This window comes from Psychrobacillus sp. L4 (assembly GCF_042944905.1).
Taxonomy (GTDB): Bacteria; Bacillota; Bacilli; order Bacillales_A; family Planococcaceae; genus Psychrobacillus.
The window spans coordinates 2,408,882-2,433,790 of record NZ_CP168496.1 but is presented as its reverse complement, the minus strand read 5'-3'; the positions used below and the strand labels follow the sequence as shown (position 1 = coordinate 2,433,790).

The following is a 24,909-nucleotide window of genomic DNA, read 5'->3' as shown; positions in this document are numbered from 1 at the left end:
TATGGAAAGAATTAATGAGACATTAAAGAGGGTCATAACACCTGAATTTTCCTCCAGACTGGATGACATGAAACGAGAAGTGCTAGAAAATCCAGATATACAAAAGTTTCTAGAAGAAAATGCAGCTACTATTTCGAAAAAAATAGTTGATCGAAGTTTAAGTAAGTTATATGAATATAAATCTCAAACGCATCATTGTGAATCTTGTCAATCACTTGAATTATGTAGTAACTATATGAAAGGCTATGAACCAAGGTTAGTTTTAGATCGCAATCTTATTGCCTTGGAATACGTTCGCTGTAATCGTGGAGTAATAGAAGATGAACGTAGGAAAGTAACCTCTATGATTGATAGTATCCATATGCCAAAAGAGGTTATGGAAGCGCATCTGGCGGGTGTTGACCTAGAAGATGGGAGCAGAGTGGTTGCTGTTAGAGCGGCGAAAGATTTTTTAAATGAGTGGGAGCGTACAAGTGTTCTTCCTTCCAAGGGTCTTTATATTTATGGCAAATTTGGTGTAGGGAAGTCCTATTTGCTTGGAGCGCTAGCAAATGAGTTAGCAGCAAGGCATATTCACTCAGTAGTCGTATATGTTCCAGAATTTTTGCGAGAAATGAAACAAGCGATTCAAGATCAATCACTTGCTGAAAAAATCGAGTTTGTCAAACGAGCTCCTGTATTAATGCTAGATGATATTGGTGCCGAAACAATGTCTAGTTGGACAAGAGATGAAATACTTGGAACCATCTTGCATTACCGAATGTCGGAGCAACTTCCTACCTTTTTGACTTCCAATTTCAATTATGATGAATTAGAACATCATTTATCATTTACACAACGAGGAGAAAAAGAGGTAGTAAAAGCTGGGCGTATTATGGAGAGAATTCGTGCGCTTACCATTCCAATTTCGCTTCAAGGAAAGAATTGGCGAGACAAGAAATAACGGCTTGCAAATGATTTTTGAGTGGCGTATAATCATTGACATAAGAATAATGAAATGCAAGGAAGAGGACAACAATCAGTTTGTACGACTTTTTAGAGAGAGAAGCCTAGGCTGGAAGCTTCTTAAGTATCGGCAATCGATTTACCACCTCGGAGCAGTAATTGTGAACTACATTAGCAATTACCGGTGACCGGCCCGTTAGCCGATGCAGAGCTTCGTCTATTTGTATTGTTGGATAGACAGAAGAAGGGTGGAACCACGATTTAACCTCGTCCCTTTTTAGGGATGGGGTTTTTTTATGTTTTTTTATCTTATAAACAAAGTGATATTAATAAGAGGAGTGTTCATAATGACAGAAGTTATTAAGTTGAAATTTCCAGACGGAGCAGTAAAAGAGTTTCCTATGTCGACATCGACAGAAGAAATTGCTCAATCGATTAGCCCTGGATTACGTAAAAAAGCACTTGCAGGTAAATTAAGTGGACAATTAATTGACTTAAAAACTCCTATTACAAAAGATGGGGACATTGCAATTATTACTCCAGAATCAGATGAAGCGTTAGAAATATTGCGTCATAGCTCAGCGCATTTACTAGCGCAAGCGGTGAAACGATTGTTTAAAGATGTAAAACTTGGTATAGGTCCAGTTATTGAAAATGGATTTTATTATGATATTGATTCGCCGGAGCCAATAACTGCAGACGATTTAGTGTTAATCGAAAAAGAAATGAAAAAAATTATCAATGAGAACATCGAAATTGTAAGACACGATGTATCTCGTGAAGTAGCTTTCGATAAATTTGAAGAGGATGAATATAAAGTAGAACTTTTAGGTGCTATCCCTGAAGGAGAACAAGTTTCTATTTACGAGCAAGGTGAATTTTTCGACCTTTGTCGTGGAGTACATGCTCCTTCGACTGGTAAATTAAAAGAGTTTAAACTATTAAGCATTGCTGGTGCATACTGGCGTGGAAATAGTGATAACAAAATGCTTCAACGTATTTATGGTACTGCATTCTTTAAAAAAGAAGACCTTCAAGCACACTTGAAAATGTTGGAGGAAGCAAAAGAACGTGATCACCGTAAAATTGGGAAAGAATTAGATCTATTTATGAACTCTCAAAAAGTAGGGCAAGGGTTACCATTATGGTTACCAAATGGGGCGACAATTCGCCGTGTAATTGAACGATATATTGTAGATAAAGAGTTAAAGCTAGGCTATAAGCATGTTTACACACCTGTATTAGGTTCTAAAGAGCTATATGAAACATCAGGGCACTGGGAACATTACCAAGATTCTATGTTCCCGCCAATGGAAATGGATAACGAAACATTAGTATTACGTCCAATGAACTGTCCTCACCATATGATGATATTCAAAAATGGGATGCATTCTTACCGAAATCTGCCACTTCGTATCGCAGAGCTAGGTACAATGCACCGTTATGAAATGTCGGGAGCAGTTTCTGGTCTTCAACGAGTTCGCGGGATGACATTAAATGATGCTCATCTTTTCGTACGTCCTGATCAAATTAAATCTGAATTCCAAAAGGTAGTAGAGTTAATCATCTCAGTATATAAAGACTTTGACTTAAAAGACTATTCATTCCGTTTATCTTATCGTGATCCTGCAGATACAGAAAAATACTTTGACGACGATGCAATGTGGGAAAAAGCACAAAGCATGTTAAAAGAAGCGATGGATGAGCTAGGTTTAGATTACTTCGAAGCGGAAGGTGAAGCTGCATTCTACGGTCCTAAATTAGATGTTCAAGTAAAAACAGCGATTGGTAAAGAAGAAACATTGTCAACTGTGCAACTTGACTTCTTATTGCCGGAACGTTTTGATTTAACTTACGTAGGAGAAGATGGAAAGCCACATCGTCCGGTAGTAATTCACCGTGGTGTAGTTTCTACAATGGAACGTTTTGTTGCATTCTTAATCGAAGAATACAAAGGTGCATTCCCAACTTGGCTAGCACCAGTGCAAGTAGAAATTATTCCTGTATCAAATGAAGTGCACTTTGAATATGCAAAACAAATTGAGGAGCAATTAGTGGCGGCTGGTTTACGTGTGGAAATGGATGATCGTGAAGAGAAACTTGGTTATAAAATTCGCGAAGCACAAATGCACAAAATTCCTTATATGCTTGTTCTGGGAGATAAAGAATTAGAAGCGGGCAATGTAAACGTACGTAAATACGGAGAACAGAACTCTGAAAGTATCCCATTTGATGAATTCTTAGCTAGAATTCAAGAAGAAGTTTCACATTAATTTTAATGTTGACATGCTATGTACAACGTGATATAGTTATTAAGGTTATTGAATACAAGTTTGTGGTATAAGAAGAGGCTGCCCGCTTCTCACCTGTTCGACACAGCAAGTTGTTGACTGGTAAGCACACGATCGACTGTAATATGTAGGTTGCTACATGTTAACATATCGGCGGGCAGACATACATCTTATGTCTGCTCGTTTTTTTATTTGATCGAAAACGGCGTAAGTAATTCGTTTCTACGGAATTTATGCCCAAACCATGTATTCGCGACACTATCTGGAGGTGGATTGTTATTAGCAAAGACATGTATGTGAACGACGGCATTAGAGCACGCGAAATACGAGTTATCGATCAAAATGGCGATCAATTAGGATTGAAAACACGTAATGAAGCACTTGAAATTGCCGGCCGTGTAAATTTGGATCTTGTCCTTGTGGCTCCTCAAGCCAAGCCACCAGTCGCTCGTATCATGGACTATGGTAAATTCAAATTTGAGCAGCAAAAGAAAGATCGTGAAGTTCGTAAAAATCAAAAGATCATCGTGATGAAAGAGGTTCGTTTGAGCCCAACAATCGATGAACATGATTTCCAAACGAAATTAAAAAACGCGATCAAGTTCCTTGAAAAAGGAGATAAAGTGAAAGCATCTATTCGTTTTAAAGGTCGTGCCATTACTCATAAAGAGATTGGTCAACGAGTATTAGATCGTTTTGCTGAAGCTTGTACGGAAGTATCCACAATCGAGTCAAAACCGAAAATGGATGGCCGTAGCATGTTCTTGGTACTTGCACCAAAGAACGAAAAACAGTAATAGAGTACAATTGTTTAGGAGGAATTCGACATGCCGAAAATGAAAACTCACCGTGGAGCTGCGAAGCGTTTCAAAAAAACGGGTACAGGAAAATTAGTACATGACCGTGCTTTTGGAAGCCACTTATTCGCTAACAAATCTACTAAAGCTAAACGTAAACTACGTAAATCTAAAGTAGCTTCATCTGGAGACTACAAACGCATCAAAACTTTACTTACTTACATGAAATAATTTGAAATTCAATCATTCGAAAGAATAGCAGGAGGTAATGAACTATGCCACGCGTAAAAAGCACACCAGTAACAAAAAAGCGTCGTAAAAAGGTATTAAAATTAGCTAAAGGTTATTACGGTTCTAAACATACATTATATAAAGTAGCAAACCAACAGGTTATGAAATCTTTAATGTATGCATACCGTGACCGTCGCAACAAAAAACGTGAATTCCGTAAACTATGGATTACACGTATCAATGCAGCAGCACGTTTAAACGGACTTTCTTATAGCCGTTTAATGCACGGATTAAAATTAGCTGAAATCGAAGTTAACCGTAAAATGTTAGCTGACCTAGCTGTGACAGATGCTCAAGCATTCACACAATTAGCAGATTTAGCGAAAAAAGCAATTACTAAATAATATTAGATGAAAAGGCTGATAGAGATTCTATCAGCCTTTTTTGTACAAGGAGAATACGATGGAAGAGATCATCCTGTTATTTATATTAATCATGTCATTGATCGCTTTTTTTGTAATGGGTTATGATAAGTCTCAAGCAAAAAAACATAAACAAAGAGTTTCAGAGCGTACTTTGTGGATGCTCGCATTATTCGGCGGAGGTATAGGAGCTTATTTCGGAATGCAATTATTTCGACACAAAACGAAGCATACTAATTTCCGAGTTGGGTTTTTAATGTTAATGATTATTTATGCATTTTTAATCTTTTGGATAGTAAAAGCGAACAACCCTATAATTGCATAGGATTGTTCGCTTTTTAAAGTTCTTGGCAGGGGATTTTCTGAGAAGCTCAGGGATTTTCTGAGAAGCTCAGGGATTTTCTGAGATACTCAGGGATTTTCTGAGATACTCAGGGATTTTCTGAGATACTTAAGGATTTTCTGAGATACTCAGGGATGTTCTGAGATACTCAGGGTTGTTCTGAAATACTCAGGGATTTTCTGAGATACTTAGGGATTTTCTGAGATAACACGAGCATTGTGCAGAATAGCTTTATTTTTTGATCTATGATTCTTCTTTCATTAATTGTTCTATTGGACTTTTCCAGCTAATTTTGGCAACAGGGTAATTCATCTTAATTTCATTTTGAAGGAAACGAAAATCTTCTTTAGTAAAGCCTTGAAGCTTGTCGGGATCTTTTGTCCATACGAAAATAGATACGACTTCAAATGCTTGATCGGTTGTACCTAAATATTTTTCTCCCTCAAAAATGGCACCTTTATACGTAATGAAAAAATTTCTGCGGACATTTTTTATATCGTCATAAAAATAATACGCTTCCTTCTCATATGCTTCGTCGAGTTTTCTTTTCGGATCAAACAAATAACGTAGAATTTTATAAAAACCATATATTATTATGGCGATTATGAGCAATCTAAGTAAATGGACCATTTCTAATGTCCTCCTTGTAAAATACATAGTATCTGCTATACGATAATAGAGGTAGTTTGGTTTCAAAAATAAATGAATTTTTTGGAGGAAATAATGAATTTAGAAAAACTTTTTACAATGCAGAAAGCTTTAGATCAATATATTCAATCAAACAAACAAGTGGTGGAAGACGTCTTTATAAAAAAAGGATTAGCTTTACTTGTCGAGCTTGCTGAATTAGCAAATGAAACAAGATGTTTTAAGTTTTGGAGTGAAAAGGGTTCATCTGAACGCGGGGTGATATTAGAAGAGTATGTAGATTCTATTCATTTTTTGTTGTCCCTTGGTATTGAAAAGAATCTCCAACACTTAACAATATGGCCATTGGAAGAAAGAGAAGGAGATTTAACAGCTCTTTTTCTTTCTACCTCTAGTTCAATACATCAATTTTTAAACGAGCCAAAAATTGAAAAATACAAAGAAGTATGGATTCAGTATGGTGCAATTGCCAAATTACTTGGTTTTACGAGTGAAGAATTAGTTGCTGCGTATATTAGTAAAAACGAAAAAAATTATGAACGACAACGATTAGGTTACTAACTTAATTCAATCGCTGCTGAATTAAATCTTATAGAAACACACTGTTTTCATAGCCAATTAACGGCGGGGAATTACTCCAAGTAGAATTTGATAAATATTTTGTAAATGCTTTCATGATACTTTATAATAAAATCATAGAAACTGTTTTGGAGGTCGAAATAATGATGAAGCTAGATGAAACATTGACAATGTTAAAAGATTTAACAGATGCAAAAGGAATTCCAGGAAATGAACGTGAAGCACGTGAGGTAATGGAAAGATACATAGCTCCCCATGCGGATAAAATTGAGTATGACAATCTAGGAAGTTTAATTGCAGAAAAAGTTGGCGATGCAAACGGTCCTAAAATAATGGTAGCGGGGCATCTAGATGAAGTTGGATTCATGATTTCTAAAATTGATGACAAAGGATTTTTAAGTTTTCAAACAGTAGGCGGCTGGTGGTCACAAGTAATGCTTGCTCAACGTGTAACAATCGTTACTCGAAAAAATGGTACAGTTACTGGAGTCATTGGTTCGAAACCTCCACATATTCTTTCACCGGAAGCACGTAACAAACCGGTAGATATTAAAGACATGTTTATCGATATTGGTGCATCTTCAAAAGAAGAAGCAATGGAATGGGGAGTACTACCTGGTGATATGGTTGTTCCATATTTCGAATTCACTGTAATGAACAATGAAAAGCTACTATTAGCAAAGGCTTGGGATAACCGCATTGGTTGTGCCATAGCTATTGATGTATTAAAAGGTTTAAAGAACGAAAAACATCCGAATATTGTTTACGGAGTAGGAAATGTACAGGAAGAAGTTGGTCTTCGTGGTGCTAAAACTTCTACAGTAAAAGTAAAACCAGATATCGGTTTTGCAGTCGATGTAGGCATTGCAGGAGATACTCCTGGAATCACGCCAAAAGAATCGACAAGTAAAATGGGTGCAGGTCCACAAATCATTTTATTCGATGCTTCAATGGTATCGCATAAAGGATTACGTGATTTGGTAGTAGATACTGCGGAAGAAAAAAATATTCCTTATCAATTTGAAACAATTCCAGGTGGTGGAACAGATGCAGGATCAATGCATATTTCATTAAATGGAGTTCCTGCATTAGCAATTGGAGTTGCAACTCGCTATATTCATTCACACGCTGGAATTTTACACCGTGATGATTATGAAAATACAGTAAAGTTGATGATAGAGGTAATAAAAAAATTAGACAGAGATACAGTAAATAAAATAACATTTGGTTAAAATAGACGTCTAGAAAGGCTTGAATTAGTCTTTTCTAGACGTTTTAATAATTTATAAAATGTATAAAAATTCATTTGACTTTATGTTTATTCATATTTATAATAAGTAATACATAAATATAAGGAAAAAGGAGTTTTTATTAATGAAATTGCTGGAATGGGCTAACTTAAAGGTTGTTGATAGTTTAAAGGGTAAAAGTTTATTGACGCTGTTTGATTTCTCAAAGAAGGAAGTTAGTGATCTAATCCATTTAGCAGTCTCGTTGAAAAAGCTAACGAAAGCAGGGAAGTGTCCCCCTTTATTAGAAGGTAAAACATTAGGGATGATTTTTGAAAAACATTCTACTCGAACTAGAATTTCATTTGAAGTTGGAATGAAACAACTGGGTGGGAATGGTATGTTTATGCATGCACGGGATTTGCAAATCGGTCGTGGAGAGTCTGTTTATGATACGGGAAACGTATTGTCTGGTTATTTAGATGGGATTATGATTCGGGCGAATTCCCATGAAATGGTGAAAGAACTTGCAGAACATGCAAGCATCCCTGTTATTAATGGATTAACGGATATATTTCATCCATGTCAGGCATTGGCGGATATTTTGACAATCCATGAAGTGAAAGGATATACGGCTGGCTTGAAAATTGCTTATATCGGAGATGGAAATAACGTAGCACATTCCCTAGTAATTGCAGCAGCATATATAGGTATGCATATCGCCGTTGCGACTCCAGTTGGGTATGAAGCGGACGAGGAAATTATTCAAAAAGCAAAAACGATTGCTCTAGAAAATGGAGGCTCTCTATTTGTTTCAAATGATCCGGTAGAAGCAGCTATAAATGCGGATGTTATTTATACCGATGTGTGGACATCGATGGGGCAAGAAGCGGAAGCTGAAAAACGTTTAGCAGATTTTAAAGAATTCCAAATCAATGACGCACTAGTGGCAAATGCGAAGAGTAATTATATGTTCTTGCATTGCTTACCAGCACACCGTGAGGAAGAGGTTGCGACATCTGTTATTGATGGACCTAATTCGTATATTTTTCAACAAGCTGAAAATCGCTTGCATGCGCAAAAAGCATTGCTTGCATCAGTGATGGCATAATAATTAGTTTAGGAAGAGGTTGCAATGACAGGGTTTGTCTAGCAACTTGATATAGAGAGATTGTATTTTTAGTGCAGTCTACACGCGGTGTCGTTCGTCAAGATGGATGACTTCATCGCTACATAGGAAGAGTGATTCGGGAGACGCTGAATCACTCTTTATTATATTAAAGAAAGATCAAAGAATACTTATTTATCAATCTTTTCTATTTGTACAATTTTATTAGGGTTTAAAATGTTATTTGGATCTAATGCTAGTTTAATCTTTTCCATCACCTGTAATGCCTCACCATGTTCAGCGGCTTGGTATTTTTGTTTACCAACGCCAACACCATGTTCACCCGTACAAGTCCCGTTCCGTTCCAGTGCATATAGTACAATTTTTTCATTAAATGTTTCAGCTTTAGCTAATTCTTCCGGGTTGCTCATATCGATCATTAATAATGCATGGAAGTTACCATCACCTACATGACCAAGTATCCCGCCAGGAAGGTCAATAGCATCTAGTTCTTTTCGTGCAAAAATTACAGCATTGGCTAGCTCTGAAATAGGAACACAAACGTCCGTTACCATCATTTTCTTCCCAACATGACCGTGGATATAGGCATAAGCCAAATTATGTCGTGCATCCCATAGTTTTGTACGAGCGGTGTTATCAGTTTCAAATTGAATTTCCTCACAGTTGTGATCTTCCATTATTTCTTTTGTGAATTCTACATCTTGTTTTAGCCCTGCTTCATTGCCCTCGAATTCTAAAAATAATGTAGGTTTATCCGCATAATCTGTTCCACTAAACTTATTCACTTGTCTAATAGAACTCTCATCTACTAATTCCACCCGGGCAATTGGAATGCCCGCTTGTAAAATGGATGTAACAGCTTCTACAGCATTTTTCACAGTAGGGAAGACGGCTCTTGCTGCTGTTGTAAACTCCGGAATCCCGTAAACTTTTAATGTTAGTTCTGTGAAGCAACCCAATGTTCCTTCCGAACCTACAAAAAGTCCGTTCAAATGAAAACCAGATGCTGATTTAGCAGCTAAACTCCCTGTATGGATAATGGTGCCGTCTGCTAGAACTACCTCTAAATCGCGCACTTGATCACGCATTACACCATATTTTACGGTTGTCGTACCACTAGCATTTGTTGCAGCCATTCCTCCTAATGTAGCATCCGCTCCTGGATCTACCGAAAAGAAAAGTCCGTATTTCTTTAATTCTTTATTTAATTGTGTTCTGGTTACACCTGGTTGCACTTTTACAAGTAAATCCTTTTCACGAACTTCTAAAATTTTGTCCATTAATGAAAAATCAATAGTAATCCCATTGTCGTATGGTATTACATGCCCTTCAAGGCTTGATCCTCTACCAAAAGGGACAACAGGTACTTGAAGATTATTTGCCACATTCATAATTTTACTAACATCAGCAGCTGTTTTTGGAAAAACCACTACATCCGGAAGACTAGCATCATGGTAAGACTCATCTTTACTATGAAGCTCTCTAACTATTTGATTGACTGATACTTGATCTTCATCTAAAAAAACTATTAAATTTTCTACTATTTTATCGATAGATGCACTCATTTTATTCGCCTCTTTACAAAAAATTAAAAACCAAGAATATAATTTCAGACAATTCCGGTAAATTAATTATAAATGGAGAATAAAAAATAGCAAGTTTACTAAATTTATTAGGAACCGATAGCCCTTTACTTATAATAATTATTATGAGAATAAAAGTAAGGAGTGATGAAGCAAAGTATAAATAACATTTAGTTAATAATAGTTGACATTATGTTAAGTGTACATTACATTTAGGGTATAATAGTTAACATGTTGGAAGAAGGGGATATTTTGTTAAAAAATCGAGTAAAAGAATTGCGTGCTAGATTTAGTTATACACAAGGAGAGCTTGGAGAGAAAGCTGGGGTAACAAGACAAACAATCGGATTTATCGAAAAGGGGGAATTTTCTCCGTCTATTACACTTTCTTTAAAGCTTGCCTATATTCTCGAATGTAAAGTGGATGAATTATTTTGGTTAGAAGGGGAGGAATGGAAATGAAAAAGGATTTTCGAGTGCAATACCCGCTATGGCAAATGGCATTTGCTCTGCTGTTTATGTTATTTGCAATCATTATTACTGGTGTAATATCTAACTTTGCACAGACTAATAGTTCGTTTTCCTATTCTGTGGAGTTAGACGCATTAGAAGGTTTCATCATGTTTTTACTGATTCCTGTTTACATCGTGATGGTTATCATATTTGGTAAGAAAATATCTAACTATAACAAAAACAATCCAAGAAATAAATTAACTATTTGGAGTTTAAGACCACCAGAATATATGGAAGATGATGAAGCATGGCAAATGATTACAAGAAAAGCAACCCAAAAGGTATATACTTTCTTTTCATGGTCATTGCCTTTATCCGCAGTTATCCATCTAATATTACCAACTTCAAAGCTATTGATCATTTTGAATCTAGTTGTTCTTTCTATGACCCAATATCTTATTTATTATGTAAATATTCGAAAACATACCGTGGAAGAGGAGGAGTAAATAAAAATCATCCGTGAAGAGTCATTCTTCTTCACGGATGATTTTTATTGTGCAAACGCAGTTGCGAGTTCATTTAATACGGCATCTTTTTTTGTGTCATCCGTATTCTTCCACCATTTTTCAAAAAAGACACCAAGGCCAGGTAGCAAATGCTCTTCTCCTCTTTGAATCGCATCTTCAACAACAGCTCGAATTTCAGATGCATTATTTCCTTTCATATTTGCTGATATTGCTTCTCGAATTTGAAAGTCCATTTTTTATCACTCCTCGAAATTATGTTCCCCAAACTCTCGCAAGCTATACACGAATTTGTTACTATTAAAATAAAAAGGCGGTTACAAATAAATGAAACGTATTGAATCACAACAAAATTCGCTTGTGAAGCATTGGAAAAAACTATTAAGTGTTCGTAAAGAACGCGATAAAACAGGCGAATTCATCATAGAAGGTTATCATTTAGTAGAAGAAGCGATTAAACAAAAAGAAAATGTGCTAACGATTATGATAAGCGATAGTGCCAAAGTTCCTGTAAATTGGGATGTTGATAATGTAGAAATGGTCGAAATAAATGATGTCATTAAAAAAGAACTTGCTGAAACCGAGCATACACAAGGTATATTCGCTCACTGTAAGCAACAAACTGTAGAGGAAACAGAACAATTCAAATGGAATCGTCTTCTATTAATAGATGCAGTTCAAGATCCAGGAAATATTGGCACAATGATTCGAACAGCAGATGCGGCTGGAATTGATGCTGTAATCCTTGGAAAAGGTTCCGCAGATGCTTATAATTCCAAAACATTACGATCAGCACAAGGCTCCCATTTTCATATCCCTGTAGTAAAAGGAGATTTACATGCATGGGTCGATCAGTTAAAAGATCGCCAAGTACTTGTTTTCGGTACTGCTTTTGAAAATTCTACTCCATTTAATAACGTTAAAAAAGGCGATGCATTCGCATTAATCGTTGGCAATGAAGGAAGTGGCATCAATCCGGAACTGCTAGAAAAAACAGATCAGAACATAATAGTGCCTCTATTAGGACATGCTGAATCTTTAAACGTTGCTGTTGCAACTGGGATTCTCCTGTATGGCCTAACCTTAAAATAAATCATACTTGAAGAAATAGCTAAAACTCCGTATAATAGAATGTAATTTGATAATTATAAAAAGCTGTCATCGGGAAAAGTATATATGACGATTCGAAAAAAGGGATTTTACACCTTGACTGAAAGTGTAAATAGAGAATACATATAGAAGTTCACCCCGTTAGCTGCCACCGGGACCAGCAATTGCTGTAAAGGTGTGCCGGTGTAGAGCCGTTAGTCGAATTGAGTGATTGCACGAATTATTGTGCAATAATCAGGGTGGTACCGCGAAATTAGTCCTCGTCCCTTTTATAGGGGCGGGGTTTTTATTTTGTCTAGGTTTTGGCTAACTTCAGCGCCTTGGGCATTTTTAAAAAGGAGGATTTTAAACATGGAAGCACAACTTCAACAGTTAAAAGAAGAAGCATTACAAAAAATTGAAGCTTCAGGGAACGTCAAAGAATTAAATGATGTACGTGTTGCTTATTTAGGGAAAAAGGGACCGATTACGGATCTTTTAAAAGGAATGGGTAAACTTCCTGCAGAAGAACGTCCGAAAATGGGGGCACTTGTCAATGTAGTGCGTGAAGAGGTAACAGAAGTGTTAGAAGCTCGCATGACATTACTTCAAGAACAAGCCATCCAAGAACAATTAGCGAAAGAATCGATTGATGTTACATTACCAGGTCGTCCGGTGAAAACAGGAAATCATCATCCACTAACACGTGTAGTAGAAGAGATTGAAGATTTATTCATTAGCATGGGCTATGAAATTGCGGAAGGTCCAGAAGTAGAAAAAGATTACTACAATTTTGAAGCCTTGAACTTACCTAAGGGACATCCAGCTCGTGATATGCAGGATTCTTTCTATATCTCGGAAGATATACTACTTCGTACACATACATCACCAGTTCAAGCTCGTACGATGGAAGCAAAAGAAGGCAAGCCGATTAAAATTATTTGTCCAGGGAAAGTTTACCGTCGTGACAATGATGATGCGACACATTCACATCAATTTACGCAAATTGAAGGCCTAGTTATTGGCGAAAATATTCGCATGAGTGACTTAAAAGGAACACTTTCTGTTTTTGCTAAGAAAATGTTCGGTGACGATCGCGAAATTCGTCTTCGTCCAAGTTTTTTCCCATTCACAGAGCCATCTGTTGAAATGGATATTTCTTGCTTCAAATGTGGTGGCAGTGGCTGTAACGTTTGTAAAAAAACAGGCTGGATTGAAATTTTAGGTGCTGGTATGGTTCATCCAAACGTACTTGAAATGGCTGGCTATGATTCGAAAAAATTATCTGGATTTGCATTTGGTATGGGTCCAGAACGTATTGCAATGTTGAAATATGGAGTGGAAGATATTCGTCATTTCTATACGAATGATGTGCGTTTCTTATCGCAATTCCACCGAACAGAAGTGTAAGGAGGAAATGACATGTTAGTTTCGACGAAATGGTTAGCAGAATATGTGAATACACAAGGGCTTGATCCAAAAGAATTGGGTGAAAAAATTACTCGTTCAGGTATTGAAGTCGATGCAGTAATCGATCGTTCTCAAGGTATGACGAATGTAGTTGTTGGATACGTGAAAGAAAAAGTGAAGCATCCTGAAGCAGACAAATTGAATATTTGCCAAGTGGACGTAGGGGAAGAAATAACACAAATTATCTGTGGAGCTCCGAACGTGGCAGTTGGTCAAAAAGTAATCGTGGCTCGTCCAGGAGCAGTACTTCCTGGTGGCATTAAAATTAAGAAAGCAAAACTTCGCGGAGAAGAGTCAAACGGAATGATTTGCTCGCTACAAGAGTTGGGAATAGAAGGAAGATTAGTACCTAAAGCATATGCAGAAGGTATTTACGTACTTCCGGAAACAGCGATTCCTGGGGAAAGTGCGCTTTCACTACTTGGATTAGAAGATACCATTCTTGAACTTGGCTTAACTCCTAACCGCTCCGATGCACTTAGTATGCTAGGTGTTGCTTATGAAGTTGGAGCAATTTTATCGGAGGATATGAAATATCCAGAAGCAGCTTACAATGAAAGTAATGAAAAAGCATCAGATTACTTAAACTTACGAGTAGATGCAATGGAAGAAAATCCAATGTATGTAGCAAAAGTTGTGAAAAATGTAGTAGTAAAGGAATCGCCACTTTGGTTACAGTACCGCCTTATGGCTGCTGGTGTTCGTCCACATAATAACGTAGTCGATATTACGAACTATGTATTAATGGAATATGGCCAACCACTTCATGCATTCGATTATGACCGATTAGAAACAAAGGAAATTATCGTTCGTCTTGCAAATGAAGGGGAAAAAATTGTAACGCTTGACAATCAAGAACGTACACTTAAATCGAACCATTTAGTCATTACAAATGGCAAAGAGCCAGTTGCAATTGCTGGTGTAATGGGTGGAGCTAATTCAGAAGTTCACGATGGAACAACGACTGTTGTGATTGAGTCTGCATATTTTGCAAGTGGATCCGTTCGTCAATCGTCAAAAGATCATAACTTACGTAGTGATGCGAGTGCTCGTTTTGAAAAAGGTGTAGATCCAAATCGTGTCATTTTAGCTGCGGAGCGTGCGGCAAAACTTCTTGCTGAGCTTGCAGGTGGAGAAGTATTAGCTGGATCAGTGATAGCTGATGAGCTAGACAAAGCTCCAGTTGAAGTAGTTGTCTCCCCAGACTTTATTAATAATCGTTTAGGAATGAAAATATCGTTAGAAGAAATGACTTCTATTTTAACAAGATTAAAATTTGATTTTGAAGCTGCAAATGGATATTTGTATATTAAAGCGCCAACACGTCGTCAAGATATTAGAATTCCAGAGGATATTGTGGAAGAAATTGCTCGTATGTATGGGTATGATGAAATTCCAATGACATTACCAGTGGAAGAATCCAAACCAGGTGGATTAACGTCTTATCAAGCAAAACGTCGCCAAGTGCGCGCTTACTTGGAAGGTGCAGGTCTTTATCAAGCAATTACGTATTCTTTAACTTCAAAAGAGATGTCTCAGAAGTTCGCATTAGAAACTGCTCCTGTAACTGAATTATTAATGCCGATGAGCGAAGAAAGAAGCATCCTTCGTCAAAGCTTAATCCCGCATTTACTGGAAGCTGTAACATACAATACTGCACGCCAAGCGGATACAGTAGCTCTTTATGAAGTAGGATCTGTTTTCTTAGGAGAAACGGAATCAGGATTGCCTCATGAACAAGAACATTTAGCAGCAGTCATTGCAGGTAAATGGGTAGATCATAGCTGGCAAGGGGAGAAAAAAGTAGTCGATTTCTTCGTATTAAAAGGAATCGTTGAAGGATTAATGGGCTTACTTGGTCATTCAAAAGAGCTTACTTTTGAACGAACTGTGGTAGACGGATTACATCCAGGACGCACTGCTTTAATTAAACTTGCTGGAGAAGAAATTGGTCTTATCGGACAATTACATCCATCAGAACAAAAAGCACGTGATTTGAAAGAAACGTATGTAGTGGAAATGAATTTAGCGAAAGTTTTAGATAAAGAAGTGGATGCATTATACTATGCGCCAGTTTCTAAATTCCCGTCGATTACTCGTGATATTGCTCTAGTAGTAGACAGTGAAAAAGCAGCTGGTGAACTACAAGCAATTATCCAATTATCTGGTGGAAAATTACTAAAAGGTGTACATCTATTCGATCTTTATGAAGGAGAAAAAATGGAAGCCGGTAAAAAATCGGTTGCATTCTCTCTAACATACTTCGATCCAGAACGTACACTTACTGACGAAGAAGTAGTAAATGCGCATAACAAAGTATTAAAAGCACTTGCAGAGCAAGCAGGGGCAGAGCTTAGAGGATAATAAAAATGGAGCAGCACCGATTACTGGTGCTGCTCTTTTTGTTAATGTTCACTGTGATACACAAAGTACACTTTTGTTGTGATAGATATGAAATAAGGTTTCTCCCTACAAGTTGTATTTCTCTTTTATTTCGAGAATACGTTCGAAGGACAATCCAGTAATTTCTACAATGATATCAACATCTACATGCTTCAACAAAGATTTACGTACTATTTCCTCTTTTTCTGCTAGTCTTCCTTGTTCTAATCCTTCTTTCCGGCCTTTATCACGCCAAGAGTTAGGCAGTTCAAAAAACTCTTCTGCATTGTCAAATTGGTTAATCTGTTTCACAAGTTCTTCCTCCTCTTTTTCATCTAGTTTTAGGTAGTATTCGAAAAATCCGTTGACTAGTTCAGATTGGGCTGGATTTAGCTTCATACGTACAAGCATTTGTAAGAACGCTATTTTCACTTGCACTTTTTCTTTTTTAGTGTAACCCATTTTACTCATTAATGCGGCAGCGGCTGGGTTGTCTGCTTTAATATATGCCCGCCAATCCTTTTGACAAAGCTCAAGCTTTTTATATTGAAACGTTAGCACATGAAAATTGGGAAAAGTAATCGTAAATTTCTCTTCAGTCTTCCTGTTTTCGTCGTATGAAAAGACGGCAATCGGCAAAATCGGTTTTCTAAGCTTATTATATAACAAACTATAATACTGGAACATTCTCTCGTTGAAATGCGATTGATACGAACTTTGTGGTTCGACATGAACAATAATAACCGTTTCAACGCCCTTCATTTTCGTTTCCATGACAATGTCTAGTCTGCGCGTTTCTCCATCAATTAAATCTGTATAAACCTCTTCAGATAGTTGCTTTAATGAAGTAAAGTCGACAAACTGGTGCACTTTTGGAAAAAATGCTTCTAAAAATTCTTCGAAAAAGTTACTGATAAGTTTTTTGAACAATTGATCATGTTTTTTATACCCTGGGGATTTTTCGTGGATGAAAAGAGTGGGATGCTTCTGGTGCATCCAAGCAATATTGGGTTTCTCTTGGGGTGGAAATACTTTGGTCATAGTCACACATCCTTTTTGTAATGGATGTCCAAATCATGATGTAATTTCTGCACTAATTATACGATGGATAATAGCATAAAATCAAACCTATTATTTGAAAATTATGTTTTTTGTTTAAGTTGTGTCAAGCACAGAGAAGCTTAAGAGGATAGATACAAAAAGGAGCAGTACCTAGTATTTGTAATGCCCCTTTTCATATCTACATTTGTTACCGGATAAAAATATTTCTTCATGTAGATTCTTCCCTTATGTTAATCGTTTGTACAACTGTTCGCTAGAAGAATTTAACCCTTGAATCTGTACCTTCACACCTTTTTGCTCAAGCTTTTGTTTCACTTTAAATATTGCACCAACTGCGGATTCATCCCAAAGCTGACTATTATCAAAATTAATAAGGATTTCATTTTCCGAAACGTTGTCGAATGACTGAATAAACTTTGTTGTTGATGCAAAAAACAAAGGACCTTTTACCTTATATCCGTCCTTATCATGCGTAACCGATACATGGGAAATTTTTGCAACAAAAAATAATGCACTTAGTATTACCCCAATAATCACACCTATAGCTAAATTATGTGTAAATAAAATAATCGCAACTGTAATAAGCATAACAAGTGATTCAGATTTAGGCGCTTGTTTCAGAAACTTAAATGATCCCCAATTGAATGTTGTAAAACTAACCATTATCATTACGCCGACAAGAACGGGCATCGGAACTTTGATAACAACATCACCTAAAACGAGTATTAAAAACATTAGAAATACACCCGCAATTAAAGTCGATAAGCGTCCTCGTCCACCTGATTTCATATTGATGATCGATTGACCAATCAAAGCACAACCTGCCATCCCACCAAAAAAACCAGTGATAAAGTTAGCAATCCCTTGTCCGCGTGCTTCTTTATTTTTATTACTCGATGTATCAGTCATATCATCTAATACTTGGGATGTAAGTAATGATTCCAATAAACCGACAATCGATAAAGCCAAAGAATAAGGTAAAATAATTTTTAACGTTTCAAAATTAAGTGGAATATCTGGAAGGAAAAAAACAGGTAATGAATTTGGCATTGTACCCAGATCACCTATCGTTTGTAGCTTCACACCACTTATAAGCGTAATACTTGTCATCACGACAATCGCAATAAGTGGAGCGGGAATAGCAGTGAAATATCTCGGAATCACGTACACCAAAATTAACGTAACAATCGCAAAGATATAGGTCATACCGTTTGCCCCAAATAAATAAGGCATTTGCGTAATAAAAATCATAATACCTAGTGCATTTACAAATCCAAGCATGACGGAGTTTGGGATGAAGCGCATTAAATTCGCAACTCCAAAACCTCCGAGTATTAATTGGATAATTCCTGTTAAAATTGTGGCTGCAAGTACATATTGTAGGCCATGATTCGCCATTAGGCTCACGAGTACTAAAGCCATCGCACCTGTCGCAGCAGAAATTAAACCAGGTCTGCCACCTACAAACGAAGTAATTACCGCAATTGTAAACGAAGCATATAATGCGACACGCGGATCTACACCCACAATGAACGCAAAAGCCAATGCCTCGGGAATGAGTGCCAGTCCTACAACAATACCTGCTAAAATATCGGCACGCACATTCCCAAACCACTGTTGTTTTAAAGTATACATACTGTTCCCCCTCATGATGTCTAAAATTACAAAAAATCTTCTACCAATGTTATAATTTTTAAATCATATCATTTTTAATCCCATAAGTGAATAGTTTTGGGAAGTTAGGAGCGAAAAAATGAAATACGGATATATCCGTCCAATTGTCTTGGATCCACAATGCACCCATCAGTTAAATGAACTTTTCATTGATACATTATTTCAAGAGACACATGGACTAGCTAGAAAAAGAACAGAGCTTGAACACTTATTAATGACTGTCCAAAAATATGACGAACTGTTCATCCAAAATATTGTAGTGTTAGCTGATTCCCTACAGCAACTTTTAGACATTTTACGACTAGCAGAAAGAGATCAAATAACCATTCACTTCATCGATGAACAATTAACCAATCAAACGATACAAGATGCTACACTCCTTCAAAGTGCTACTTTTTTTTCGAATTTACAATCTAAATTTCTAAGCCATTCTTCTACATTTACGCTTCAAGCTGCCAAACACCAGGGGAAATCGATTGGGCGTCCACGAAAATCGGATGACAATTTGCAGCTGGCTTTTGAAATGTATGGCAGTAAGAAATATACGTTATATGACATAAAAGAGGCGACCGGCATTAGTAAGTCTACTTTATATCGTTACTTGGATGATCGTTCTACATCGTTACCCGATGAGAAAAAGTAGTAAAAACTGTTCATACAAAAGATGATTAGGAAAATTAAAAACAAAATTGGTGTGTACTTTAAATAATGATTGTCTGAACATGAAAAGAGTAGCACTGGTTAAATATATATTTAACCGGTGCTACTCTTTTTATGTGCATTAAACTATATTCTACGCTTGCGAATCGTCAAAATAATACCAAATAACACACCAATAAAAGACATAATGGAGATAATGAAATAAAACGTTTGTCCACCCAATTCTTTATATATATACCCTCCCGCATAAGAGGCGATAATACTGGATAATCCAAAGAATAAGAGGGCAAGAACCGTTTGTCCAGTTGCACGCCATTCTTTTGGCATAATTTGATATAAATATTGAATCGCAGCAGTATAAAAAATAGGGAATGTAAGCATCTGTAATAGTTGCACAAGTGCTAGAGCTATAGGGCTTGTTACAAAAGCAGATGCGATGAAACGAACAAAATAGAAGAACGTAGCAATCGTTATAATTTCAAGCTCTTTTCCTTTTCGAAGCCACCAAAAACTTAAAGCAAAGATAACAATTTCACTCGTAGCAGATAAGAAGAAGGTAATTCCTACTAAAGAAGTATCTCCTCCCAGTGCTCTTATATGAATTCCTAAAAACGTATCGTTCATACGAGCGGGTATCGAGCAAATGAATACGAGCGCTAAAAACAAGAGCATTTCTTTATTATTTAATACTTGTTTAAAACCTGCCATTGTCACAGGTTTAGATGAGGCCTGAACTTCGGGCATAAACCAAATAACACCAAACGAAATAAGTCCCAATAAAACAAATAAAATAGATACACTGCTCATACCGAAGTAATCCATTGCGAATCCTACAATTAAGGATAAAACCGCAAAGCCGAGTGCCCCATATGTTCGAATAGATCCATAGCTGACACGCGCCATTTCAGAAACGGTGAAATTAAGGCTTTCGGTCAGTGGATCAAGTGGCATTAAGAAAAAATAAACTAATAGCGCAAAAATAACCAGCATCACGAAACTATTAACGTTAAATAAGAAGTAACCAAAAACGGAAGTTAAACAAACGAGTAGTAGCATTACCTTACGAATCGTTTTAGTCTTATCACTAATGAATCCCCAAAATGGTTGTGCAATTAACGTCACAACACCACCCGTACCTACAATTAAACCTATTTCACTGACTGATAATCCTTGTTCACCCAAATAAACAGGTAAAAATGGGATAAAGATCGCAAGTAAACCAAAAAACAAAAAATTATACCCTTTTAATAATACTTGTACTTTCAAAAAAATTCTCCTTCGTTGATAAAACTGTTCCCAACTATAATTATTGAGGTTAATATCTTTGAATATTGTAACTGATTTGAATCATAAATGGCTGCATTTTGGTAAAATAACAAACTTTATTTTATTAATCTACAATTTAGAAAAGTAAGTTTGCTACAATTTGTATTATTGGGATATAGATACTCTATTACTTTATTTGATGGCGAGGGGGATGAGTATGTTAAAAAAGAGATATGGATATCGTTCAGATTGGAAAAGAATTGTTAAAAGAGAGTATGTGCAATCTTATGTTGAGACACAAGAGTTTACGGGAACTATAACACTATTACAATTAGTTCAAGTTACTGAGCCTTTATGGGTACATTATGACAATAAAAGCATTTGTATTGTAGACAATGGGTATACATGGATGCAGCATTTCCCTGTTGGCGAAAATTATGCTCTAACTACAATGTTTGATTCGAATGGTGAAGTCGTACAGTGGTATATAGATATTTGCAATAAATTAGGGATAGAAAATAATATTCCGTGGTGGGAAGATTGATTTCTTGATATCGTCGTTTTACCTACAGGAGAAGTTATTCTGTTGGATGAGGATGAACTAGAAGAGGCATTAGAAGGTGGAAGCGTCAATCAAAAGATGTATGACCTAGCTTGGACTGAAGCAAATAGAATTATCTCGCTTATTCGAAAACAAAAATTTCCATTACTTCATTATTCAAAAGATCATAAAGAACTGTTAAAAGCATAATTTCAAAGAGGAGAATGAACATGCGTAAAGTTGAAGTAGTTTCTTATTCAGGTGATTGGAAGGAAAGATTTGAAGAGGAAGCGGAGCAAATTCAAAAGGTTTTGGGTTCGGAAATTATAACGATATACCATATTGGAAGTACATCTGTGAATGGTCTAAGTGCAAAACCAATAATTGATATAATGCCCGTTGTTCGAGATATTAATAATATTGATGCATTTAACGGCGCAATGATTGCCATTGGCTATGAACCAAAAGGAGAAAATGGACTTCCTGGGCGTAGGTATTTTCAAAAAGGCGGAGATAATCGAACGCATCATGTCCATATTTATGAAATGGATAATCCTGAAATTGAGCGACATCTAGCATTTCGTGATTACTTACGTACCTATCCAGAGGTTGCAAATGATTATGGGCAATTAAAAGAAATGTTAGCAAAACAGTTTCCTTATGATATTGAATCCTATATTGTTGGAAAAGAACAATTAGCAACGGAGATTGAAGAAAAAGCAATCCAATGGTACAAAGTCGTTGAAGTAAACTACTACCCAAATTGGAAAGTAAATAAAACCAAAACGGAGTGAATGCTAAAATATGGGATGACTAAACTATTAGGTCTAGAATATCCAATCATTCAAGCTCCAATGGGAGGGGGGAGTACTACTTGAAAATTTGTTCTCCCTATTTTAATAACAGAAAAACTATATTTTGTATTCATAATAAGGTTCTTCTTGCTCCGTATCGTCAAACCATTTCATACCTATAAATGTAAAACCAATCTTCTCTAAGATTTTTAGTGAGCCTGTATTATGAGGGCTTGCTGAAGCTGTCACGAGCTGTACTTTACCGTGATTTTTTGCTAGTTCCAAGCAAGCTTTTGCTGCTTCTGTTGCATATCCTTTTCCCCATGACTTTTTGCTAAAATGATAAATCAATTCTACTTCAATTAATGAACTTGTCACATTAAATCCAGCTGAACCAAGAACTTCATTCGTTTCTTTGTCTATTACAGCATAAACGGATAAACCTTTGACTTCGTGACATTTACGATAAGCTTCGATAACTTGAAGAAGTATTTCATGGGAGGTGGCCCCATCACATAATGCCATCACTTCTTCATTGCCCCAAAATTGTTTCACATAATCTAAATGAGCATCCTCAAATACACATAAAAACAAACGATCTGTCTCAAAAACATTTTCCATACAATCACTCCTATTCTAGAATACTTTCCCTAATTAGCTATATTTTATCATTCTTAAATCATTCTGAATATTACCCCTATAGATAGAATTTATAAAAATGTAAAAGGAATTATTGCTGCGAAAATTTTATCTGCACCGTTATCAGGGCTAAATTTACAATCAGTTATAAAGTTTTTCCAAGTATTCATACATTTTTTACAATATAGCAAAAAATATCTGCGCTTTTTTCGCTGTTATTTTACTATATCTAGTTTTGAATTAAGAGAGACGATATTAGAAAATGAATAAAACTGCTGATACTAAACATTTCCCGCGTATAAAATGAATTGTTTTTATTTTATTTTGAAAATTGGCACGGTTCTTGCATTATAAAATAGTGTAAAACACAATTTAATCTTTTTAGGGGGAACTAACTATGACAACACCAGAAATTTTATATTCCGTAAAAGCACAAAGAGGACCTGAATTGCGTTGTAAAGGGTGGAGACAAGAATCCATTCTTCGTATGCTTGAAAACAATATGGAAAATGCAGAAAAACCAGAAGAGCTTGTCATCTACGGTGGTATTGGGAAAGCGGCTCGTAACTGGGAGTCTTACCATGCCATTGTAAAATCATTAAAAGAGTTGGAAGATGATGAAACACTTGTCGTACAATCTGGTATGCCAGTAGCGATTTTCAAAACACACAAATATGCACCAACTGTTGTCATGGCTACGACAAACATTATGAAAGCGGATTGGCCAACATTCTATGATTTGCAAGATAAAAACTTAACGATCTATGCAAACTATACAGCGGCACCGTGGGAATATATCGGTACACAAGGTGTAATCCAAGGAACATTCGAAACACTTTCTGCGATTGCTCGCTTGCACTATAATGATTCACTTGTTGGAAAAATTCTTTTAACTGCAGGAGCAGGCGGGATGGGTGGTAACCAAACTCGTGCGATGACGATGCATGGTGGAGTAGCGATTCTAGTGGATGCAGACGTGAAAATCATTAAGAGAAGAATTGACAAAGGATTCATCGATGAACTAGCGGATTCACTGGATGAAGCGATCGCGAAAGCGAAAGAATATGCAGCTGCTGGAAAACCACTTGGTATTGCAGTTGTTGGAAATGCTGCAGATGTATTTGAAGAAGTACTAGAAAAAGGCTGGTTACCGGATATTTCTACATCGATGACACCTGGTCATGATCCAATCTCTTACTTGCCTTCTGGATATACAGTAGAAGAAGCAGAACATCTTCGCGACACGGACCGCACACTATACTTGGAAAAAGGTCGCGAAACAATGATTCGTGAATTGAAAGCGCTTATTAAATTCATGGATTTAGGTGTTCACTCGTTTGAATATGGAACCAGTCATCGAAAAGAATGTATCGATGCAGGAATGGACGCAAAAGAAGCGAAGCGTCTTCCAGGTTTCGTAGCGGAATATATTCGTCCGCTATTTTGTGAAGGGCGCGGACCATTCCGTTGGATCTGTTTATCTGGAGAAGCCGAAGACTTACGAAAAATTGACGACATGATCTTAGAGAAATTCAGCGACGATCACCTGGTAACACGTTGGATCAAGCTAGCAAAAGAACATATTCCAATCGAAGCTCTTCCAGCACGTATCTGTTATATGGGCTTTGGTCAACGTAAAGCGTTTGCATTAGAAGTAAACGATATGATTCGCCGTGGTGAATTAGCTGGACCAGTTGCGTTCTCACGTGACAATCTAGACTCAGGTTCCATCGTGAATCCTACATTCGAATCAGAAAATATGAAAGACGGTAGTGACTTAATCTCTGACTGGCCGATGTTGAACGGGCTATTAAACGCAGTGGGCATGTGTGATTTGATCGCCATTCAAGCGAACTATTCAATGGGAGAGGCGGTTCATACGGGCGTTACAATGGTAGCGGACGGAACAGCGGAATCAGATATGAGACTAGAAGTAGCAATGACTGTAGACTCTGGAATTGGAGTTGTTCGCCACGCACAAGCAGGTTACGAAATTGCACAAGATGTTGCGAATGGTAAAGGGAAGTTAACGGATGAAAGCATAAAAATTCCATTATGGTGGAAAAGTGAAGCTACATTCGGACCGAAAGATCTAAAAAAAGAAGAAGTGAAAGCTTAATAGATTAATAATTTAACAAGAGAAGAACAGCACGGAATT

Annotated in this window: 26 protein-coding genes and 3 other annotated features; of the genes, 19 read left to right on the top strand and 7 right to left on the bottom strand. The window is 36.7% G+C overall.

What is annotated here, in order from left to right:
- Window position 1 precedes the first annotated feature (1 nt).
- From dnaI to ACEPXG_RS11690, 6 genes are all read left to right on the top strand, one after another.
- On the top strand, window positions 2-943 hold the full coding sequence (gene dnaI, locus ACEPXG_RS11715) for a primosomal protein DnaI (RefSeq protein WP_391202479.1): 942 nt from the start codon (window positions 2-4) through the stop codon (window positions 941-943).
- 50 nt (window positions 944-993) lie between these two features.
- Window positions 994-1,223 (top strand) — a binding site (T-box leader).
- Between the two features lie 69 nt (window positions 1,224-1,292).
- Window positions 1,293-3,218, top strand: coding sequence for a threonine--tRNA ligase (gene thrS, locus ACEPXG_RS11710; RefSeq protein WP_391202476.1), 1,926 nt, complete (start codon window positions 1,293-1,295; stop codon window positions 3,216-3,218).
- A 63-nt stretch (window positions 3,219-3,281) separates the two neighbouring features.
- Window positions 3,282-3,430 (top strand) — a sequence feature (ribosomal protein L20 leader region).
- A 39-nt stretch (window positions 3,431-3,469) separates the two neighbouring features.
- Window positions 3,470-4,033, top strand: a complete 564-nt coding sequence (gene infC, locus ACEPXG_RS11705; RefSeq protein ID WP_387585314.1) for a translation initiation factor IF-3 — start codon at window positions 3,470-3,472, stop codon at window positions 4,031-4,033.
- 30 nt (window positions 4,034-4,063) lie between these two features.
- Complete coding sequence (gene rpmI, locus ACEPXG_RS11700; RefSeq protein WP_093536914.1) at window positions 4,064-4,264, top strand: 50S ribosomal protein L35; 201 nt, start codon at window positions 4,064-4,066, stop codon at window positions 4,262-4,264.
- A 44-nt stretch (window positions 4,265-4,308) separates the two neighbouring features.
- Entirely contained in the window at window positions 4,309-4,668 is a 360-nt protein-coding gene (gene rplT / locus ACEPXG_RS11695) for a 50S ribosomal protein L20 (protein ID WP_151700570.1), read from the top strand.
- Window positions 4,669-4,726: 58 nt separating this feature from the next.
- A complete protein-coding gene (locus tag ACEPXG_RS11690; protein ID WP_391202473.1) occupies window positions 4,727-5,011 on the top strand; it encodes a DUF1294 domain-containing protein in 285 nt (94 codons plus the stop codon).
- Window positions 5,012-5,272: 261 nt separating this feature from the next.
- Here ACEPXG_RS11690 and ACEPXG_RS11685 read toward each other — a convergent pair whose 3' ends face one another.
- The gene (locus ACEPXG_RS11685; protein ID WP_391202470.1) at window positions 5,273-5,659 is read right to left on the bottom strand and encodes a sigma-w pathway protein ysdB; all 387 of its coding nucleotides are present in this window, start codon (window positions 5,657-5,659) and stop codon (window positions 5,273-5,275) included.
- A 93-nt stretch (window positions 5,660-5,752) separates the two neighbouring features.
- Here ACEPXG_RS11685 and ACEPXG_RS11680 point away from each other — a divergent pair, with 93 nt between their 5' ends.
- From ACEPXG_RS11680 to argF, 3 genes are all read left to right on the top strand, one after another.
- On the top strand, window positions 5,753-6,238 hold the full coding sequence (locus ACEPXG_RS11680) for a dUTP diphosphatase (protein ID WP_391202467.1): 486 nt from the start codon (window positions 5,753-5,755) through the stop codon (window positions 6,236-6,238).
- A 161-nt stretch (window positions 6,239-6,399) separates the two neighbouring features.
- Entirely contained in the window at window positions 6,400-7,488 is a 1,089-nt protein-coding gene (locus ACEPXG_RS11675; RefSeq protein WP_391202464.1) for a M42 family metallopeptidase, read from the top strand.
- A gap of 142 nt (window positions 7,489-7,630) precedes the next feature.
- Window positions 7,631-8,596 (top strand): ornithine carbamoyltransferase, encoded by a 966-nt coding sequence (argF, locus tag ACEPXG_RS11670; RefSeq protein ID WP_391202461.1) that lies wholly within the window; start codon window positions 7,631-7,633, stop codon window positions 8,594-8,596.
- 188 nt (window positions 8,597-8,784) lie between these two features.
- Here the strand turns inward: argF and ACEPXG_RS11665 are convergent, their stop codons facing one another.
- Entirely contained in the window at window positions 8,785-10,179 is a 1,395-nt protein-coding gene (locus ACEPXG_RS11665; RefSeq protein WP_391202458.1) for an FAD-binding oxidoreductase, read from the bottom strand.
- Window positions 10,180-10,449: 270 nt separating this feature from the next.
- On the opposite strand from ACEPXG_RS11665, the gene ACEPXG_RS11660 reads away from it, so the two are divergent.
- Window positions 10,450-10,659 (top strand): helix-turn-helix transcriptional regulator, encoded by a 210-nt coding sequence (locus tag ACEPXG_RS11660; RefSeq protein WP_391202455.1) that lies wholly within the window; start codon window positions 10,450-10,452, stop codon window positions 10,657-10,659.
- Window positions 10,656-11,156, top strand: coding sequence for a hypothetical protein (locus tag ACEPXG_RS11655; protein WP_391202452.1), 501 nt, complete (start codon window positions 10,656-10,658; stop codon window positions 11,154-11,156). The genes ACEPXG_RS11660 and ACEPXG_RS11655 overlap by 4 nt, the downstream gene beginning before the upstream one ends.
- Before the next feature lie 44 nt (window positions 11,157-11,200).
- Here ACEPXG_RS11655 and sspI read toward each other — a convergent pair whose 3' ends face one another.
- Window positions 11,201-11,410 (bottom strand): small acid-soluble spore protein SspI, encoded by a 210-nt coding sequence (sspI, locus tag ACEPXG_RS11650; protein ID WP_387585291.1) that lies wholly within the window; start codon window positions 11,408-11,410, stop codon window positions 11,201-11,203.
- A gap of 91 nt (window positions 11,411-11,501) precedes the next feature.
- Here sspI and ACEPXG_RS11645 point away from each other — a divergent pair, with 91 nt between their 5' ends.
- The 3 genes from ACEPXG_RS11645 (at window position 11,502) to pheT (ending at window position 16,097) form a co-directional block, all read left to right on the top strand.
- Entirely contained in the window at window positions 11,502-12,266 is a 765-nt protein-coding gene (locus ACEPXG_RS11645) for a TrmH family RNA methyltransferase (protein WP_391202449.1), read from the top strand.
- 56 nt (window positions 12,267-12,322) lie between these two features.
- Window positions 12,323-12,555, top strand: a binding site (T-box leader).
- A gap of 80 nt (window positions 12,556-12,635) precedes the next feature.
- Window positions 12,636-13,673, top strand: a complete 1,038-nt coding sequence (gene pheS, locus ACEPXG_RS11640) for a phenylalanine--tRNA ligase subunit alpha (protein WP_391202446.1) — start codon at window positions 12,636-12,638, stop codon at window positions 13,671-13,673.
- Between the two features lie 12 nt (window positions 13,674-13,685).
- Window positions 13,686-16,097 (top strand): phenylalanine--tRNA ligase subunit beta, encoded by a 2,412-nt coding sequence (pheT, locus tag ACEPXG_RS11635; protein ID WP_391202442.1) that lies wholly within the window; start codon window positions 13,686-13,688, stop codon window positions 16,095-16,097.
- 105 nt (window positions 16,098-16,202) lie between these two features.
- Here pheT and ACEPXG_RS11630 read toward each other — a convergent pair whose 3' ends face one another.
- Together ACEPXG_RS11630 and ACEPXG_RS11625 are read right to left on the bottom strand one after the other, a co-directional pair.
- The gene (locus ACEPXG_RS11630; protein WP_391202439.1) at window positions 16,203-17,156 is read right to left on the bottom strand and encodes an Rpn family recombination-promoting nuclease/putative transposase; all 954 of its coding nucleotides are present in this window, start codon (window positions 17,154-17,156) and stop codon (window positions 16,203-16,205) included.
- Between the two features lie 246 nt (window positions 17,157-17,402).
- Window positions 17,403-18,812 (bottom strand): SulP family inorganic anion transporter, encoded by a 1,410-nt coding sequence (locus ACEPXG_RS11625; protein WP_391202436.1) that lies wholly within the window; start codon window positions 18,810-18,812, stop codon window positions 17,403-17,405.
- Between the two features lie 118 nt (window positions 18,813-18,930).
- Between ACEPXG_RS11625 and ACEPXG_RS11620 the strand changes: the two genes are divergently transcribed.
- Window positions 18,931-19,494: a recombinase family protein gene (locus ACEPXG_RS11620; RefSeq protein WP_391202433.1), complete on the top strand. Its 564-nt coding sequence runs from the start codon at window positions 18,931-18,933 to the stop codon at window positions 19,492-19,494.
- A 143-nt stretch (window positions 19,495-19,637) separates the two neighbouring features.
- On the opposite strand, the gene ACEPXG_RS11615 is transcribed toward ACEPXG_RS11620, so the two are convergent.
- On the bottom strand, window positions 19,638-20,777 hold the full coding sequence (locus ACEPXG_RS11615) for an MFS transporter (RefSeq protein ID WP_391202430.1): 1,140 nt from the start codon (window positions 20,775-20,777) through the stop codon (window positions 19,638-19,640).
- Window positions 20,778-20,994: 217 nt separating this feature from the next.
- Between ACEPXG_RS11615 and ACEPXG_RS11610 the strand changes: the two genes are divergently transcribed.
- The 3 genes from ACEPXG_RS11610 to ACEPXG_RS11600 are packed head-to-tail and all read left to right on the top strand — an operon-like array spanning window position 20,995 to window position 22,112.
- Window positions 20,995-21,321: a DUF402 domain-containing protein gene (locus tag ACEPXG_RS11610; protein WP_391202427.1), complete on the top strand. Its 327-nt coding sequence runs from the start codon at window positions 20,995-20,997 to the stop codon at window positions 21,319-21,321.
- 42 nt (window positions 21,322-21,363) lie between these two features.
- A complete protein-coding gene (locus tag ACEPXG_RS11605) occupies window positions 21,364-21,528 on the top strand; it encodes a hypothetical protein (protein ID WP_391202424.1) in 165 nt (54 codons plus the stop codon).
- A gap of 20 nt (window positions 21,529-21,548) precedes the next feature.
- Entirely contained in the window at window positions 21,549-22,112 is a 564-nt protein-coding gene (locus ACEPXG_RS11600) for a GrpB family protein (RefSeq protein WP_391202421.1), read from the top strand.
- 117 nt (window positions 22,113-22,229) lie between these two features.
- On the opposite strand, the gene ACEPXG_RS11595 is transcribed toward ACEPXG_RS11600, so the two are convergent.
- Window positions 22,230-22,733: a GNAT family N-acetyltransferase gene (locus ACEPXG_RS11595; RefSeq protein ID WP_391202418.1), complete on the bottom strand. Its 504-nt coding sequence runs from the start codon at window positions 22,731-22,733 to the stop codon at window positions 22,230-22,232.
- A 415-nt stretch (window positions 22,734-23,148) separates the two neighbouring features.
- Between ACEPXG_RS11595 and hutU the strand changes: the two genes are divergently transcribed.
- A complete protein-coding gene (gene hutU / locus ACEPXG_RS11590; protein WP_391202415.1) occupies window positions 23,149-24,870 on the top strand; it encodes a urocanate hydratase in 1,722 nt (573 codons plus the stop codon).
- Window positions 24,871-24,909: the final 39 nt, after the last annotated feature.

Bases quoted from the DNA above. Each gene is read 5' to 3' on its own strand.
- dnaI (WP_391202479.1), top strand. From the start codon at position 2: ATGGAAAGAATTAATGAGACATTAAAGAGGGTCATAACACCTGAATTT.
- thrS (WP_391202476.1), top strand. From the start codon at position 1,293: ATGACAGAAGTTATTAAGTTGAAATTTCCAGACGGAGCAGTAAAAGAG.
- infC (WP_387585314.1), top strand. From the start codon at position 3,470: ATGCCCAAACCATGTATTCGCGACACTATCTGGAGGTGGATTGTTATT.
- rpmI (WP_093536914.1), top strand. From the start codon at position 4,064: ATGCCGAAAATGAAAACTCACCGTGGAGCTGCGAAGCGTTTCAAAAAA.
- rplT (WP_151700570.1), top strand. From the start codon at position 4,309: ATGCCACGCGTAAAAAGCACACCAGTAACAAAAAAGCGTCGTAAAAAG.
- ACEPXG_RS11690 (WP_391202473.1), top strand. From the start codon at position 4,727: ATGGAAGAGATCATCCTGTTATTTATATTAATCATGTCATTGATCGCT.
- ACEPXG_RS11685 (WP_391202470.1), bottom strand. From the start codon at position 5,659: ATGGTCCATTTACTTAGATTGCTCATAATCGCCATAATAATATATGGT.
- ACEPXG_RS11680 (WP_391202467.1), top strand. From the start codon at position 5,753: ATGAATTTAGAAAAACTTTTTACAATGCAGAAAGCTTTAGATCAATAT.
- ACEPXG_RS11675 (WP_391202464.1), top strand. From the start codon at position 6,400: ATGATGAAGCTAGATGAAACATTGACAATGTTAAAAGATTTAACAGAT.
- argF (WP_391202461.1), top strand. From the start codon at position 7,631: ATGAAATTGCTGGAATGGGCTAACTTAAAGGTTGTTGATAGTTTAAAG.
- ACEPXG_RS11665 (WP_391202458.1), bottom strand. From the start codon at position 10,179: ATGAGTGCATCTATCGATAAAATAGTAGAAAATTTAATAGTTTTTTTA.
- ACEPXG_RS11655 (WP_391202452.1), top strand. From the start codon at position 10,656: ATGAAAAAGGATTTTCGAGTGCAATACCCGCTATGGCAAATGGCATTT.
- sspI (WP_387585291.1), bottom strand. From the start codon at position 11,410: ATGGACTTTCAAATTCGAGAAGCAATATCAGCAAATATGAAAGGAAAT.
- ACEPXG_RS11645 (WP_391202449.1), top strand. From the start codon at position 11,502: ATGAAACGTATTGAATCACAACAAAATTCGCTTGTGAAGCATTGGAAA.
- pheS (WP_391202446.1), top strand. From the start codon at position 12,636: ATGGAAGCACAACTTCAACAGTTAAAAGAAGAAGCATTACAAAAAATT.
- pheT (WP_391202442.1), top strand. From the start codon at position 13,686: ATGTTAGTTTCGACGAAATGGTTAGCAGAATATGTGAATACACAAGGG.
- ACEPXG_RS11630 (WP_391202439.1), bottom strand. From the start codon at position 17,156: ATGACCAAAGTATTTCCACCCCAAGAGAAACCCAATATTGCTTGGATG.
- ACEPXG_RS11625 (WP_391202436.1), bottom strand. From the start codon at position 18,812: ATGTATACTTTAAAACAACAGTGGTTTGGGAATGTGCGTGCCGATATT.
- ACEPXG_RS11620 (WP_391202433.1), top strand. From the start codon at position 18,931: ATGAAATACGGATATATCCGTCCAATTGTCTTGGATCCACAATGCACC.
- ACEPXG_RS11610 (WP_391202427.1), top strand. From the start codon at position 20,995: ATGTTAAAAAAGAGATATGGATATCGTTCAGATTGGAAAAGAATTGTT.
- ACEPXG_RS11600 (WP_391202421.1), top strand. From the start codon at position 21,549: ATGCGTAAAGTTGAAGTAGTTTCTTATTCAGGTGATTGGAAGGAAAGA.
- ACEPXG_RS11595 (WP_391202418.1), bottom strand. From the start codon at position 22,733: ATGGAAAATGTTTTTGAGACAGATCGTTTGTTTTTATGTGTATTTGAG.
- hutU (WP_391202415.1), top strand. From the start codon at position 23,149: ATGACAACACCAGAAATTTTATATTCCGTAAAAGCACAAAGAGGACCT.